The organism is Pantoea sp. ANP04 (assembly GCF_041982285.1).
Classification (GTDB): domain Bacteria; phylum Pseudomonadota; class Gammaproteobacteria; order Enterobacterales; family Enterobacteriaceae; genus Pantoea; species Pantoea eucalypti.
Genome location: NZ_JAUTYS010000001.1, coordinates 367,005 through 382,967, shown reverse-complemented (window position 1 = coordinate 382,967; position 15,963 = coordinate 367,005). Strand labels below are relative to the sequence as shown.

General features: G+C 39.5%; 16 protein-coding genes. 8 read left to right on the top strand and 8 right to left on the bottom strand.

What is annotated here, in order from left to right; genetic code table 11:
* Positions 1-34: 34 nt before the first annotated feature.
* Positions 35-238, bottom strand: a complete 204-nt coding sequence (locus tag Q7C21_RS01695; protein WP_003854174.1) for a hypothetical protein — start codon at positions 236-238, stop codon at positions 35-37.
* Positions 239-804: 566 nt separating this feature from the next.
* A complete protein-coding gene (locus Q7C21_RS01690) occupies positions 805-1,929 on the bottom strand; it encodes a DUF4062 domain-containing protein (protein WP_375150309.1) in 1,125 nt (374 codons plus the stop codon).
* A 78-nt stretch (positions 1,930-2,007) separates the two neighbouring features.
* Here Q7C21_RS01690 and Q7C21_RS01685 point away from each other — a divergent pair, with 78 nt between their 5' ends.
* From Q7C21_RS01685 to Q7C21_RS01675, 3 genes are all read left to right on the top strand, one after another.
* On the top strand, positions 2,008-2,862 hold the full coding sequence (locus Q7C21_RS01685) for a DUF6387 family protein (protein WP_375150308.1): 855 nt from the start codon (positions 2,008-2,010) through the stop codon (positions 2,860-2,862).
* A gap of 98 nt (positions 2,863-2,960) precedes the next feature.
* Entirely contained in the window at positions 2,961-3,167 is a 207-nt protein-coding gene (locus tag Q7C21_RS01680; protein ID WP_375150307.1) for a helix-turn-helix transcriptional regulator, read from the top strand.
* Between the two features lie 12 nt (positions 3,168-3,179).
* On the top strand, positions 3,180-3,503 hold the full coding sequence (locus Q7C21_RS01675; RefSeq protein WP_375150306.1) for a hypothetical protein: 324 nt from the start codon (positions 3,180-3,182) through the stop codon (positions 3,501-3,503).
* Positions 3,504-3,597: 94 nt separating this feature from the next.
* Here Q7C21_RS01675 and Q7C21_RS01670 read toward each other — a convergent pair whose 3' ends face one another.
* Entirely contained in the window at positions 3,598-4,005 is a 408-nt protein-coding gene (locus tag Q7C21_RS01670; protein WP_375150305.1) for a hypothetical protein, read from the bottom strand.
* Positions 4,006-4,411: 406 nt separating this feature from the next.
* Here Q7C21_RS01670 and Q7C21_RS01665 point away from each other — a divergent pair, with 406 nt between their 5' ends.
* From Q7C21_RS01665 to Q7C21_RS01645, 5 genes are all read left to right on the top strand, one after another.
* Positions 4,412-5,629: a tyrosine-type recombinase/integrase gene (locus Q7C21_RS01665; RefSeq protein ID WP_375150304.1), complete on the top strand. Its 1,218-nt coding sequence runs from the start codon at positions 4,412-4,414 to the stop codon at positions 5,627-5,629.
* Positions 5,622-7,142: a site-specific integrase gene (locus Q7C21_RS01660; protein WP_375150303.1), complete on the top strand. Its 1,521-nt coding sequence runs from the start codon at positions 5,622-5,624 to the stop codon at positions 7,140-7,142. Before Q7C21_RS01665 ends, Q7C21_RS01660 begins: the two co-directional genes overlap by 8 nt.
* Positions 7,135-8,964, top strand: a complete 1,830-nt coding sequence (locus Q7C21_RS01655) for an integrase (RefSeq protein WP_375150302.1) — start codon at positions 7,135-7,137, stop codon at positions 8,962-8,964. The genes Q7C21_RS01660 and Q7C21_RS01655 overlap by 8 nt, the downstream gene beginning before the upstream one ends.
* Positions 8,965-8,976: 12 nt before the next feature.
* Positions 8,977-9,396 carry a hypothetical protein gene (locus Q7C21_RS01650; RefSeq protein WP_375150301.1) on the top strand — a complete coding sequence of 140 codons (420 nt, stop codon included), beginning with the start codon at positions 8,977-8,979 and terminating at the stop codon, positions 9,394-9,396.
* 95 nt (positions 9,397-9,491) lie between these two features.
* Positions 9,492-9,911 (top strand): hypothetical protein, encoded by a 420-nt coding sequence (locus Q7C21_RS01645; protein WP_375150300.1) that lies wholly within the window; start codon positions 9,492-9,494, stop codon positions 9,909-9,911.
* A gap of 90 nt (positions 9,912-10,001) precedes the next feature.
* Here the strand turns inward: Q7C21_RS01645 and Q7C21_RS01640 are convergent, their stop codons facing one another.
* The 5 genes from Q7C21_RS01640 to Q7C21_RS01620 all read right to left on the bottom strand — a co-directional run bounded on the left by Q7C21_RS01640 (position 10,002) and on the right by Q7C21_RS01620 (position 14,781).
* Positions 10,002-10,568, bottom strand: a complete 567-nt coding sequence (locus Q7C21_RS01640) for an SLATT domain-containing protein (RefSeq protein WP_375150299.1) — start codon at positions 10,566-10,568, stop codon at positions 10,002-10,004.
* A 7-nt stretch (positions 10,569-10,575) separates the two neighbouring features.
* Positions 10,576-11,850 carry a nucleotidyltransferase gene (locus tag Q7C21_RS01635; protein ID WP_375150298.1) on the bottom strand — a complete coding sequence of 425 codons (1,275 nt, stop codon included), beginning with the start codon at positions 11,848-11,850 and terminating at the stop codon, positions 10,576-10,578.
* Positions 11,851-12,320: 470 nt separating this feature from the next.
* Positions 12,321-12,653: a hypothetical protein gene (locus Q7C21_RS01630; protein ID WP_375150297.1), complete on the bottom strand. Its 333-nt coding sequence runs from the start codon at positions 12,651-12,653 to the stop codon at positions 12,321-12,323.
* Positions 12,654-12,681: 28 nt separating this feature from the next.
* Positions 12,682-13,323: a DUF4755 domain-containing protein gene (locus tag Q7C21_RS01625; protein ID WP_375150296.1), complete on the bottom strand. Its 642-nt coding sequence runs from the start codon at positions 13,321-13,323 to the stop codon at positions 12,682-12,684.
* A 222-nt stretch (positions 13,324-13,545) separates the two neighbouring features.
* Positions 13,546-14,781: a relaxase/mobilization nuclease domain-containing protein gene (locus Q7C21_RS01620; protein ID WP_375150295.1), complete on the bottom strand. Its 1,236-nt coding sequence runs from the start codon at positions 14,779-14,781 to the stop codon at positions 13,546-13,548.
* Between the last annotated feature and the right edge of the window lie 1,182 nt (positions 14,782-15,963).

Below are 15,963 nucleotides of genomic sequence, written 5' to 3'. Positions count from 1 at the left end.
GGCACGATGCATCAGGGCAAGCAGCCCGCCGTAATCAGTCGTTGGGAGGAATGGCAAAACTCTTCAGAGAAACAACAAAATGGTGGTGACCCCTGCTGATGCGTGCACCCCGGTCGCACCAGTGGCTCGCCAGACGAAAGAAGTCGTCGCTACCAATGTCATACGCCAGTTCCACTTTGCTAATGCCTGAATGCAGTAAAGCCTCCGCATCTTTCAGGCTTTTCGCTTTGATCGCCATAAAAATTATCCGTCAATTTCTGGGGAGTTTAGAGTAGGCAATTTTTGTGACATTTTTGTTTCAGTTTGATGAAAAGACGCGACTGATGGCCGATTTTGTGAGGCAGATCAGTTTCGGGCGCCCGCGTTAACCTGCTGATTGTAAGAGAAATGTTAACTGCTTCAGCGGACAATTCTGAATGTTAAGCCGGAGAGTGGGCAGAGATAACAGAAACAGAAAGGCCGCGTCATACGCGGCCCTGTGGGTTACTTCTGGTCTGGCGGGGAAGGTTGCTTATCGCCGGACTCGGGTGCTTCGGATGGATCATCTTTTTCGATTAATGTCATGAACTCTCCTCTTGTTACCCACACGCTGTTAAGTATAGAACGCTTTGCAGGAGATGTGATGAAAGTTATGTTTTGATGACAGAAACGAAAAAAGCAGCCTTTTGGGCTGCTTTTCAGGGAATTTGGTCGGCACGAGAGGATTTGAATAGTTCATTTAACATTATGAGTTTAATGGTATTTTAGAATGATATTTATGTTAAATATGCCTATGCATATGCCTAAAACATATGCTTGTGAAATTTACTTACTTTTCCATTGTCGACGTAAGAGAGCTATGAAATCTTCGACATATAAAAGCTTATCTAAGGTAAATGCCTGTCTTCCAACATGAGCTGGGTTCAAGAAGACCGGAGCTTTATCTTGTCCCATAGAGAATGATGAATACATAGTATTGGGACTAGCCAGGTACTCAGCCTGAGTTTTCCATGAGGCTGAGGAGCCACCTGATATGCTTAGCGCAGGCACGAGATGAGTTAATCGTTGTGTAGGATCGATGTCAGAGTAGATCCATAAAGCATAATCTAAAGCTTTTGAGAGCTGCTCAGTTACCTGTTCTTCGATGATGGCGGGAAGGCCTCCTGAAGGTGAAGACAAAGGTAATGAGATCAGTAGATCGCCATTAGAATGTAGCTTTACAAGATTCTTAAGATCCCGGTTTAGCGTCTGACATATACACAGCGCTCCGTTTTCAAGCGATACATTTGTGCCAAATTGCTTGTCGAAGATAGCATGCCTGCCGAAAAGAGCTTCTTTTGATAACTTATCCTCAAGCTCTTTAGAGTCCATTTGAGCAGGACGGATAATGGTTGAATCAGGGCCGGCAGCAATTGAGATATCCAGATTGATTGCGCTTTGTGAAAAAGTTTGGTTACTGCGCGGCAGATTCTCAACTGCTCTAGTTTTAAGGCCCACTGGATCAAGAGGTGCTACTGCACGGGCAAGTACAAGGTCATGAATTGCTTTAAGAGCTTTAGCTTTTAGATCTTCAGCTGAAGAAAATTCTCCTCTAAAAAGACCTTTTTCCCAAGTACTTACTTCTTTTATCAGTTTATCCTGTTCAGGTTCCGCTTCGCTGATTTCACTTTCAATGAAGATAATCAATGGCTTGGTATTACGAGCTTCAATAACTTCCTCGTGGGTTGCTGACAGGCCTGACTGTTGTTTCGCTCCATATCGAGAGCCTAAAATCAAGATTACAGCATCAGATTCACGAACACCGTTAAGACAAGTGATTTGTGGCGAATTTGCTCTAGCCCCAAAATCCTCTGCCATAAGTGGTTTATGCCCAAGAACACAAACGGCATCCTTGACAGCTTTTCTTTTATCTTCAAAACCCGATATCAACGAACTTATGAAAATATTCATATGAATTCTCAGTAGACAGGTTATTAATAAGTATAGGCATTAATCGTGAGTCGACCTTTGTTACCAAATAGGAAAATTATGAAAAATTGGTCTACTGAAGATACAAGAGCAGTCAAAGCTTGGATGAACATAGAAAACTATAAAAGTTTTGAAGATACAACGCTCAATGCGCTTTATCACGAGTTATGGGCAAGAGCCCTTCTTTTCAAGCCATGGCCTACTGAAGAGGAAAAGGTCGGTCTTGGGGGATACATGCGACAGATCTTCAACGGTAAGCCCATGTTATTCAGATCTGATCAACTCGACTACATGGAAGATGACCACACCCTTCAGAGTCCCCCTCATATCTTCATTACAGATATAACGAGGCTTGCTGAATTCAGCATAACTGCACTGAGAGTTAATCTAATCTCATGGGAGCAGGGAAGTGATGAATATGGCGTTAATCTGCCTCAACATGATGCTTATGTTTCAACTGTCATGTCAGCAATAAGTGAGAAGACAGTTCTTCTAGAGATCGATCTTGCCAGTGGTACAGACGATGAAATTGCAGAGTCTATCAAATCAGCACTCCCGCAATGGCGGCGCGTAAAAGGCATAAAAGCAGACATGTCAGGAGCGGTACGCTTCGGATATGGGACGATAAAGAAGATTATCTCCTATAGGCTTATCGCCATGCTCGACATGCTTTTGTGGGCAAAAATGAATGATCTACGTCTTTCTGACGACAGGTTGTCGAGACTTTTGTACACAGACGAAGACGATGAGGCAGTTATTCGTCTGCACTACCATATTAAAGACGCAGACAGACCCCTTGCGATGAAAGCTGCAACCATAGATTTCATTAGGCAGTTCAACTTCTTCATAAATCGAAACCAACACCTAAAAAACATGAGAGTTTCGGAGGTCATGAAACTCTCGGATTCTAACTGACCCAGTCTTCAATGGTCCTGCTGTCAGGGACCACGCTAACTCATGCCTTCCAGTCCTAGTTACAGTTGCTCTCATCGAAACCAACAGAGGAGAGCACCATGAACCGACATAATACGAAACTAATCCGTTTATCTACCGTGATTGAGAGAACCGGCTACAGCCGTTCCTGGATCTACGAGTTGATCAATCAAAAGCAGTTTCCTCAACCTATCAAGATTGGCTCTCGTGCGGTGGCGTTTATTGAGGGGGAGATTGATGAATGGATTGAGGTGTTAATTTCTAAATCACGAAACGAAACCATTTAAGAGGAATTTAATATGAAGCTAAACGATTTTATTAGTACTAATAAATATTTTAAGTCTATGAAAAAACAATCATTTGATAAAAAATTCGATCATGATGCAGTTACAGCCATGTGTAATGATGAATTTTCTAAAAGCATTGCTTTCTGGTTGGGAGAATATCTCTCAGGAAATATAAAGGGTGCAGTATCTACTATTTTTGAATTTGAGTTTAAATTACAGTACGCAGTCTTTTCAATATGGATGACTTTGTTTAAGCAGAAAGAAGATGTTGAGAATCTGGCCAAAATGATCCTTTTGTTTAAATCTGAACATGAATTCAAGGATTTTAAATTGTGAAATTATTTTAAATAAATCGTATTTTTAGAGGGTTAATTTAGCAGTGATAGGAATGGGGCCATGTATCATATGCATGACCCTTCATATAAATGAATTACAACCTATCTTGCTTTTTTATGGTTTCTGCTAGTTGTTCAATATTGGAACCCAATAGTTGCTGTTCATTTTTAATCCTTTGGGTTAAATGTTCGCTTCTAAGATCGGCAACACGTGATTGAATAGACAGAAAGTTTTCGAATTGTGGTTCTCCGTCGAGAGTGGATTTTTGATCAAAGCCATAGCTAATGAGCTGAGATATTGAATGTTTATCATCAAGATTATTATCGATTTTGTAGTCTAATAAATATTGGAAGAAATCAAGGAACTCCCTTGCTGATAACTCCAATAGGTAGCGTTCGTAGAACTCGAAGGAAGATGATTCATGTAATTCTTGCAAGATTTCATTTTCATTTTCAAGAAAGTATATCCACATAATTTCCAGGTTGTTTTTAATGTCAATCATAGGCTCTCCATAATTTTTTATTTATATATAACTAATTATAAAATAAAAGCAACTATTGACTAGTTAAACAGTTGTGTTATTTAGAGTGAATGCTGTGAAAGTTGTTGATAAAAATGGAAAGAATTAAGCGTAAAAATAAGATAAAATTTGCAAAATTCTTTACGGTAATAATGCGAAGTCAGTTATATCAAGCTGCGCAGAGTGTTTTTAAGGTATCAGGTAAATAGAACATTCCTAATATATACCTTATTAACATTTGGAAAGAATATTTAGTACCATCCTTTATTGACAGTTATTAAGCGGTATATTAATAAAATATTCTTGCAAAATTATTGTAGGTCATTGTTTTTGAATATTTAACCTATACCTGTTTTGCAAAGAATTTAACTGAAAAAAAGGAGAGTTTATGGAAAGATTTGGTATTAAAACGTTTAGAATGAAAAATGGTGAGCGCTATTGCATTATAAAAAACAAGAAAACAGGTATTCCGGTATTTTATCCATGTTTATTTATTACTACACAACTGAGAAACAGTAGTGAATCGATAAAAACAATTGAGACTCAGGCAGGGTGTATCGCACTTTTTTATCGGTTTCTTTTTATACGAAACATAGACATTGAAGAGCGAATTAAAACAGCAAGATTCCTGGATAACAACGAAATTGATCTTCTGCGGGATTTTGTCGGTAACAGGATGAGAACTGCGAAAGTGATTAGTATCAAAGATCCTCATCCTGGGGTATGCAGTGCGACAAAGTACATACGGCTTACGACCATAGCAAAATATCTCGAATGGTTGTGTCAGCTAACTATCAAAAATATAGATGATGGATATAGGAAAATTTCCTACTTTGTGAAAAAGATAAAAGCCAGAAGACCGAGGATAAAATACAGGAATTCAGAAGGTAATGTCTATAAAACAATTGAAGAAGAAGATCTGGATATCCTTCGTTCTGTTATTGATCCTCAATGTGAATTCAATCCATTCGACAAAAAAGTTCGCCTAAGAAATCAGCTTATAGTCATGATATTACATTCGCTAGGAATAAGATGTGGCGAGTTATTGAACCTGAGAGTAGAAGATATTGATTTTGCAGCGCAAATGCTTTTCATAAGAAGGAGGGCTGACAGTATTGAGGACACAAGAGTCAATCAGCCTCTCGTAAAAACGCTTGAAAGAAATTTACCCATGTCTGACGAACTTACCAGACTTCTCCATTCTTATATTACAGGGGAAAGAAAAGCCAACATCAAAAAGAAAAAGCATGGATACCTTTTTATTACGCACAAAGAAGGAGAGACACGCGGCGATCCTTTGTCTGTTCCTTCATACCATAAGATAATTTACAGACTCAGAGGCATTGACTCAGGTTTAAGCCAGTTGACTGGGCATAAGTTCAGACATACCTGGAACTATTTATTTTCGAAACTGATGGATGAAAGTACCGAGTATGTGAGTGAAGAGATGCAAGAGAAAATGCGTTCCAACCATATGGGTTGGGAGCCGGGTTCTGGAACAGCACAAACCTACAACAGACGGTTTATCGTTTCAAAATCAGAGGAAGCAGCCTTGGCAGTTCAGAAAGTTATTTTCCAAAAGCGGAGTGGGGTGTCTTATGAATAAATTAAATTTTCTGGACGCGCATCGAGATATCTTTCATGCAAAAAATGAAAGTTACACATTTGGATTGGATGATGAATTCTGGGAGTTAAGTAGAAATATAAAACTGAATGTGGGTGAGGTCACTAAAAGGTTGTCAGGTAACCTCAGGTTCGGCTATGTGAATACACTGAAATATTTCGCAGAAGAAATCAGCCCCGGTTCTGTTAAGCAAATTAACAGGGTTTTCATGAAATTCATTTCGTTTATGAGTTTTGATTCAATTGACGAAGCTGTAATGCTAACAACAAAATCAAGTGATAAGTTCTCGAATCAGGATCTCATTTGCCTCAGGATCCTAATCAAAAAATGGTATGAACTAGGTTTTGAGGGGATTACCAAAAATTGTGTAGACCTCGTTGATAACTGGACGATAAAAGACAACAAAAAGGGGGAAGTTGTTAAAAGACGAGACCCTTATCAGGGCCCTTTGACAGACATGGAATTTGATAATTTTTACGATGCTGTCTCACGTGCATACCAGAAGGGTACGATATCCTATTCTGATCTGGCAATGGCCTTAATTACCATTCATACGGGAAGAAGAAGTTTACAAATTACACAGATAAAAACTAAAGACATCATAAACGAAAGAGCTATAAACGAATGCTATATAAATATCCCCAGAATAAAGCAAGGTGAAAAGTATAGAGCCTCATTCAGGCGATTCAGGATCACACATGAACTATTCGATATATTTAAAAAGCAGGCACGTATTGTCTCTGAGGCTTTTAGCAAGCAGCTCGGCAGAAAACTCTCTGAGAAAGAAATGTTTGAATTACCATTGTTTGTCTGTAAGGAAAGGCTTGAGGGGGTTGTTGAGTGTGAGAATTTACATGAGATTCTTTCTTCAGACAGACTTCATGCCTATGCGATAAAGTGCACTCAAACGCTCAAAAGAATAGCTACAACAGAGGACGTGATCTCAGAAAGGACGGGTGAAGTAATAAATATGAATGCCAGGCGGTTTCGCTATACGTTAGGTACCCGGCTTGCCAGAGAGGGTTATGGAGAAGTCGTTATAGGCGAATTACTTGATCATTCCACTTTAATGTATACAGGCGTTTATGTTCAGTCAGGTCCAGATAGTTTAAATAAAATCGAAGATGCCGTCTCCGCTGAGCTTGGCTACTATGCAAAGATGTTTCAGGGAGTGCTGATTAACAAAAGTGAGGATAAATATCCCGGCGGCAATATCAGAATTAATACTGGTGAAAAGTCAGGGCAATGCGCCAGTTGCAAATCCTGCACAGCATGTGTGCCCATCCCCTGTTACACCTGCATGCATTTCAGACCTTTTGTTGAAGGGCCGCATGAAAAATTACTCGAATATTTACTCAATGAGCGTAACAGGATTCAGTGCATAGTGGCTGATCCTATGACTACACAAATACTGGACAGAACAATTATTGCAGTATCAGAGGTGATAAATAAGTGCAAAGAAATTAAATCAAACCCGGAGGTGTCAAATGGATAATATCAAAAATGATAAAGTTAGAGTACTCGAAACGCGCAGGGAAAAATATTGCGCGCAGAAGATAGATGATTTTGTGAGCTACTGTCGGTTCACTCTCAATAAAAACGCCCTTGTGAGCTGGGAGGAGGTTAACTGGCCAAAAGTTTTCCTTTTCACTAAAACCCCTGTCAAAGGCGTTAAAAAAAGTTCTGTTATCGTAAATGAGCTATTAGACAAGAATTTTATTGAGTTCGCTAAAAGCTATGTCCTTTACCACTACATGAATGGGGGCAAGAAAATCAATCAGCGTCTTAATATCGTTTTCAGGACACTTGAGGCAGCCCTATTGCAGGTCAATGGGCGGAGTCATATTCAGTACGTTAACCTCACTGTTCTGGACCAGTGCATTGTCACCTTAAAAAGCACATACACCAAAGCAGTAGCGCACGCCTGCGGCAAAGTACTGGAAGGACTGGTTTCATTTCTCAGAGAAAAAGAATTCTTGATCACGCATTCACTGCTCTGGAAGAGCCCGCTTAAAGCGCCGGAAGCAAGCCACAGGCTCACTAAAACTGCACAAGAGGCTCGTGAGGCAAAGTTACCTGACGAAGAGTCATTGAATGCTATCGCTGAAATCTTCGCACTTCCAGACGATCAGCTTTCAGAAATGGACGTGTTCATAAGCTCTGTCTTTGCGTTGCTTATGTGTGCGCCTTCCAGAGTAACTGAAATCCTGACGCTCCCTGCGGATTGTGAAATCCGTGAGGCGGACAGGGAAGGAAAGCTGAGGTATGGGCTGAGATTCTATTCTGAAAAAGGCTTTGGTGGAAATGTGAAATGGATACCTGAAGTCATGGTCCCGGTTGCTGAGATAGCTATCAGGAGGCTGAGAACTCTTTCAGAAAACGCCCGGACATATGCCAGAGAGATTGAGATTTCTGGTGAGGGCCGTGAGCTTTACCTAGACTTCCCCTGGTACGATAAAGAAAAGAACATTCGATACAGCAACGCACTATGTCTTCTGCTCCGGTATCAGCTCAGTGCAAGTTTAACGACGCAAAGATCTCTTTTCAGACCAACCGCCAATCTGGTCAGCGCCAATCTGGGAAGCACTGAGTATCGCAGGACGCACTCCATTTCTACGATTTTTGACAGGCACGGCTACAAAGGGTCAAAGGGGAATAACCTTTCACTCAGAAGTCATCAGGCAAGACACTTACTTAATACGATTGCACAACGTGGTGGGCTTGGAGATTTTGAACTAGCCAAGTGGTCAGGACGAGTGAGGGAGACACAAAACAGGACCTATAACCACGTCAGCCAGGAAGAGAAGGTCCAGGAGTCAGTTAAGCGTGGTGTGCAGAATATTGGCATTAAACCAGAAAACACCACCCCAAGAGCTATAGCAAACCCTTCATGGCGTATTGATGTCAAAGATACAGGCCACGCAGCCATTCACGTGACAGAGTTTGGCTACTGCACTCATGACTACGTAATCTCTCCGTGTACGAAGTTCAGGGACTGTATCAATTGCAGCAATCATGTGTGCGTGAAAGGGGACAAAGCCTCGCTAAGCAGGCTGGAAGCTACTGCGGCCTACACAGAGCAGCTTCTTGAAAAGGCAAAGGTTGATATGGAAGAGGAATACGGGGCTGACAAGTGGGCGGCCTATCACGAAAAAACTCAAGCAAGACTTCTGGATTTGATAGCGTTACTCAAAAGCAAAAATCTTGAGGACGGGGCGCTGGTAAGACTGGAGGGTGATGATTTTACACATATGAAAAATCTCACAGGCGCGAGCAGAAATGAACTGATTGGAAATGAAAGGATAAATCATAATTAAAAGGAGAGTCATATGGCTAAACATCTAGATAATAAAGATATCAGCATAATTAAAAACACAATAGCAGGTTGGGACATTGAGAAGTCAGGTAAGCTTTCATGGGAATATCTTTGTGACAGGCTTGAACCTCTGATTGGTAAGCGACCAACCCGTCAGTCACTGGGGCTTCACAAAGATATTGTCATGGCTTTCAATATTAAGAAGGAAAATATTAAGTCTGGAAACAATGAAGAAAAACGGCCAGCTAATTTAAAAATGGCCTCACAGCGTATCAGTAATCTCGAATTCAAAAATAAAGTATTGGCAGAAGAGCTAAGGAGTCTGGAAGAGAGGTTTGTTGTATGGCAGTTTAATGCTATAAATCACGGAATCAGTTTTGAACAACTTAATAATGGATTGCCCAGGATAGACAGGGAAACGAATGCTGATTAAATATTTAGTTGCGCAGATATTGCGCAATTTAAATTATATGTTATCTTGTATATACAACCAAGGAGTGGTTGATCAATTTTGCAAGGACGCAATCTATGAAAAATACAGACGCTCTTTCAAGGGAAGAAAAGTTACTTTTGCTTTTGCAAATGTTTATTGAGAGATTAAAAAAATCAGGTTTTGCTCAGGACAAGATAATTAGATATATCTGGCTATTCTGTGTCGGCTACTACATTAAGTACTACCTTCCACAATCTAAAACAGATCTCGCTGATCGTTTTACTATCATATCTATGCTATCAAACGCTCTAAAATCAAGTTCTCCAAGAATCATTCAGCACCTTGGCTATGAACATGAGATTACGTTTTTCTTTCGCTTTATGATTCATTATGCCATTGACAATGAAGAAGAGGCGGAAAATATTTATCGTGAGGAAAGGGTAAAATATGAGAAAGCTGTACTCCTGAATCAGGTTGTTGCTGCCAGAAGAAAGAGAAAAAAAAGGAGAATTTAATTCATATTGCCAATAATTAATCTTGAATAATTGTTTTTTAGTCTTAGTTACCAAGTGACCCGAGGAAATGATAACTAGACCTTGGTTGATTTAAGTTTTTTGTTTTTTCTTAAGGGACTCTGGTAGGAAAGCATTTATTTCACTATCATTAAAAGTCATTTCTTCAAGTTCCTTTAAAGCCCGACTAGCAAGCGTGTATGCTTTACTGTTAGTTGGAGGCGCTTTTGAATATATAGAAGATAACTCTGCCAAAAGTTCATCTCTCACTTTTTGTAAATCGTCGATGCTTTTATCTTTTATCTTAATATCAGTAAGTAAAGATAAATACTTTTCTCTGACGCACCAAATTTCATTAGCTGCTTGTTTATGCTTCTGAGTTAATGAGCCAAGATCATAATTTTTAAGGTATGTATTTATGAATAGAAGAATGGCTGAAATTAAAGAGCCTACAATAGCACCCCACTTTGAGTTTCCAAAAATAGAAGTTAGAAAAGAACCGGTGGATATTGTCAATAAAATTATCTGTGCATTTTTGAATAAGTTAAGTCTATCAAGAAATATTTCAGCTAGTTTCTCATGAGTTTTATGAGTATAAACCACTCTGCCGAAACACTCTCTTATTTGAGCTTCTAAGTATTCGTATTTATCAATCATCATGTCCTCCTTATGCATTTTTTATATCAATTGGAACCTGAATCCTATCTCTCGCCACTACCTCATTTTGATATATTGCATAGCATTCAACATAATGCTCACCTGTAAAATCTGCCCTCTCGAGAATTTTATGGCTACCATCATCATTAATAATCTGACCACGAATGCAGTTCCTTTTTAGTGCCTCACTTCCCGAGTTTTTTACTTTCCACTTAAGGACAAAGGGGTGTGGTACATTAGATTCTTCTAAATAAAATTCTAACTGGACATTTTTATTTATTTTCTCAGAGTTTCCTATTATTTTAGAAAGCATTTTTTCAAATAAATTTTCATCTTTTAATTTGCAATCGATAGTTATTTGATATTTCTCTTTAACCTCATAAAGGTTTTCAATATGCATTTCAGAAGTTGACGCTGACTCTTTTGAGAAATCACTGTTAGGGAACCTACGACCGAATATTTTCTTCCACTCCTTCATTTTTGCATTGAAGCTTTCTTCATCAACTGCATTTTCGGATGCTTCTCTTGATTTTCTTACCTTTTTATAAAATTGTGCTTTTACGGGTATTTTGGAATTACTACCAAAGGCATAATAAAACTCTCTCTCTCCTTCATCTTCAAGGAAGCGGAAAAAGTCTCTAATCAACTCATCATAGCTGCGATAGCTTTTATCATCATAGTCATCATTTTCTAGAAAAAAATTATAACACAATGTATCTACTAAAAATCCGCTCATTTCAATTTCATTATGTGTCCTCCAGACTCTCATCATCTTAGCAAGTCTCCTCAAATGCCCCTTTCGTGTGGCGTTTAATTCCCGGAAAGACTCGATTTCATCTCTTGGATTACATTTTTTCCATTTGCCACCATTGTTTGTGTCTGGGTATTTGAAAGTGCCTTCTTCTTTTTGGAACACAGGGCAGACTTCAAAATCTTGGTTGCCAAAACTAATGACAACAACTTGCCCATCACCTCTGATATTTGTTGATTTGAAATTTTCTTTTAACTTATCTTTAACCCTTTGAAGTAGATACGATTGATTTTCTTTGTATGTGTCCCAGCATTCATTAGGCAGAATAAATAGCATATCAAGGTCTGAAATATCCTTTATGCCTGTATATCTACCATAAGATCCGACCTGTAGGGAGTTAGAGTTTTTGGAGTCTAAATCATAAAAAAAGTTATTAAGTTGACGAGTTATTCGTCCAAATCTTTTGTTGATTTGACCAGAATTAACAACTTTAATATTATTGAGGAATGCTGTGAAAGCTTTACTAGTAGACATTGTGTTCTCTCTATTTTTTAATGTTAAGCTACGTCATGCAACTTATTGTTATCTTTAACATTATTTGACAAGAAAATCATAAACATAAGTATCTATCTAATTTCAAAATTTTACAGATTTCTCTGCATTACATTCATAACTTGAATGGCCAGGTATCCCTTCGAATTCCACATTCTGTAGTATTTGATTTTATCAAATGAAACAAGTACTTAGCTAAATAAACTTATTTCTCCACTGATACCTAAACCAATCTTGCCATGTATTGTAAATAAACCTAATGATTTAGGCAAAAGATATCGGTTTTCTGCTGGAACTAAAGTTTAGTATGAGTGCTAGGGCCACATTGTTGAGTATTATGTATCTTTAAGATGAGGTAGGGGGATGCAGGAGATTTTAGGTCATTAGAAAAAAGATAATGATGGCTACTTAACTCAAACTATGTAGCCTCATTCAGCATTTTTTGGATTTAATTAAGGTGACACTTTCCAGTTCCCATTATTTTTCGTGAATTTGAATTCAGCAACAGTTTGCTTCTCGCCCATGAATGGTAGTGTTATGTCAGTATCCACTTTGCATAGGTATGTACCTTTTGCCTCTGACTCCTTACAGGAAACCTTCTCAGCTTTGTTCAGAGTCGTGAGCATGTCTTTGCTGTTCTCACCGAACCGTTGTCTGGCTTGCTGGTTTGTGTGATCAATGTTGTCTTGCATAGCCTTTTGAATCTCTGCAGATGAAGGTTCGCTATCGCAACCTGTGAGTAATGCTGCCAAAAAAACAACTGCAATTGCTGAAATTTTATTCATTTCTTAATCCCTTATTAGATATTGATAATCATTGTTTTGTCGTGGGTGTGTTGAGTGTCTGGTCGAAAATTTCGCACCATTGTTTCAACTGCATTTCTGTATCGCGGATCCCGCGTTCATGGTGGAAACGGCCTTTACGGGGGTGAAATTTGATTTGCCACTCCGGTAATTCAATGTCTCTCACCTGGATGAAGAACCCTGAGTTCTCGAAGTTTTTAAGGCGAGTAAGGTTGTTGTGACCTTTAGCCCCCGCCATACCGACTAAATCAAGAGCTACGATTTCCCCTCCATTAGCCAGGTGGTATCTCCAGCCTTTAACCTCATTGAACTTGTAAGCTTTTTTGCGCTTGCCAGCTTCCAGTGTCAGCAGCTCTCGGTTGGTATCAATGGTCATTTTACTGTCCTGGAATTCATGACTCCAGATCCCGCTATTGTTGACGTTCAACAGATCAATCGTCGAGGCGTTAGCTCTTTTATGTGTGTATGACACATATGCGGTGAGGAGTAAGAAGAAGGCAGGTAATGTCCACATGAACAGGAACCCTGCAGTGTCCCTGGGGTTTGAATCAGTCAGTATCCAGACAATCACCAATACAACAATCCATAACCTGATAGAACGAAAGAAAGAAGGTTTACGTACTTTCTGACTATTCAAAGCCGCTGTGTCCATTTTATATACCTTTGACGTTATGGGACTCATAACTAGCTGATTGGTAACTGCTTTTACGACGCATTTTTGAACGAGTTCAAAACTTAAGCAAATCACTTGTACCGATCGATGATCCTGTTTTGATAGGTATTGACTATCGTATATGATTTATCGATCTGTAAAAACGATCAATTATTTGTTCAAATAAGGACTTAGGCTTGAAAGTTGTGTTGAGGCAGGCGGTTATCGAAAGGGCACTGCTGTGCGTTCAGTCAGTATTTCGCTGCTGACTAGTGGCTCAGATAACTCAGGCTCAGCTGAGAGGACTTTATGAATTGTCGAAAATGAGGATTTTTCGTGGAGAAACGTCTTACCTGCCTTTTTGAGCAGGTTTATGAAAGCGGCCAGGTAAGGAATGCTCAGCAGCCATTTCAATACCCTTGTCATAAAGAAGTCAGCACTTCTGGTTTGCTCGCTTGGCATACGCGTCATGTCGAGCAGTGTCTGCGCTTCAGTTGCCTCTGGCGCTTCAACTCTATGTTCATACACAGGAGGAGGCGTACTTTCGGATTCTAAAGCAACTGGTAATGACGGTATGATTACTACATTAGTAGCTTCTATCTTTGGATCACTCGTCTTATTACCTCCCATAGCCGTAGCTTTCAAATCAAAGAGCAGAGGATTGTCACGTTCAGGTTCGTAGTGAAGCTTCTCCTGAAGGTTGGCCCATGAGTACGTCTTTCCCAGTTGCGAAGCTTTGAAAGCTATACCGGAGTATTCGAATGAGAAACCATTCATGCGGCCAGAAGTGGCAATATTCGGAACTGGCGTTATGCCGTGCTCGCGAAGTGCTTCAATGAAGCGAGGAATATCATTGGCAGCTATAAGAAGCTCATCGATAGTGTTCTGCAGGAACGTTTTAGGAGTTGGATGACCTTCACGCTTCTCCTTCTGTTGCTCGCCACGAGATAGCTTCTTGCGCTCTCTGACAGGGGAAGTGCTATGTGAAGGAGAGGGACCTTTGGTTCTGGTCTGGCCATGAGTCAGTTCAAGCTCCTGAATTACTCGCGTGCTGATTAGGTTTTCATTCCTTCCCAGGTAGAGCTTCCCTACGTTGATGAGGTCTACTCTACTGGCAATGATATGAATGTGCTGACCGGCCTCATCGTCATGTAGGACATAACAACGTAGGTGAGTGTCACTGAATCCCATACGTGTCATATAGTCGTCGGCAAACACAACCCACTGCTTCGCTGTGAGGGATTCACCCTGTGGCAGGCGAAGCGAGTTATGCCACACCGGTTTCGCCGCGTCTGAACGAAGTGAAGCAGAAGCGTTGAACTCAGTTATCAACTCAGCTGCTGAATCTCCCAGCAGGTTCCCCCCTATGACTACGGGATCAGTTTTATGATGTGTTCCAGGTTTCAACGCGTATAGAACAACTCCTGCGAAGCTCTTACCTCGCTTGATCTTCTGCATGCCCTTCATTAGAGGGGATACTCCATAGATCAGCAGTAAGTAGGCGAGAGCGAAGCTCACTGATTTGCCGCTTTACTGCGAACAATTCTGTCTTAGTAAGAGGGGTACACGACTGCTTTGAGTTAAGGTGGTTAACAATCTCATTGAGCCTGTGATTTATCTCGCCAAACATTTTCCATGCCGCTCTGTTTATCTCAGGAACGATAGAAGGTTGGGTCTTCAAAAGGCACATGCGAAGCCACTCGCCCTTAGCGTGATGCTTACGCTCTTGATCCAAAATATTTAGCTCTGAGTTATTGAGTCTGACGCTGACACAATGAATACGTAGATTTTCTGCAAGGGGAGGGTAGTATATATCTCTCATAGAAGCTCCATTTCTAAAAATAAGCATATTCCTTATGCCTGATCTATTTATAACCGATAGCTAAATTATGTCAACGATGTGGGTTTTGACTTCCCTTTTTCAACCGAAGGGCAGAAAAAGCAAGGCAACTCAGCTTCGCTGAGTTAGCCCTTGCTGTTAAGAGAAAGTTGACATGCCATGAAATTGTGCTAATTAGTTTGTTACTGTTACTGAAAATGGAGATATTTTATGTTTAAATTAATTAAAGAAAAGCCTTGCTTTTCGACTACTTTAATAGTCGTAACGGCAGTGAATTTTGTTTTCTTTTACTTAATATTCAAGTGTTTAAGTGGCAGCTATGCACTGAATTTTTCTTTCGTTTCTTTCATAATAAGTTTTTTAATAAGTACCCTGGCATTGTATACTGCTTTGTTTTTCGATGATAAAAAAGATTTTGCTAATGTTTAATTTTTCGTTTCAGTTTTACTCTTGCGTCTCTTCATGAAGTAGATTTTTACCTTAGTGACTACTAATGCTGAAAAGTTGTAATGAGTTGATTTTTTACATTGCAATATATATTTTTCAAAATATTCATTATATGTTAGAGAGCATTTAATGATAGTCGCAGTAGCTATGACAGTATAAATGAAATATGCAAATACATTATTTGTTAATATCAATTTTTGAGAATCTGTTGGTATTCTTAAAGAAGTTAATATCAATATACTCCCTGAGATCGATGCAGGGATATAAATTAAAAGATCAACAAGCGGCTTTAATGTATCTTTAAATTCTGGGATGCAAGTGAATGATATAAGCAGACCAATAAAAAGAGCTAT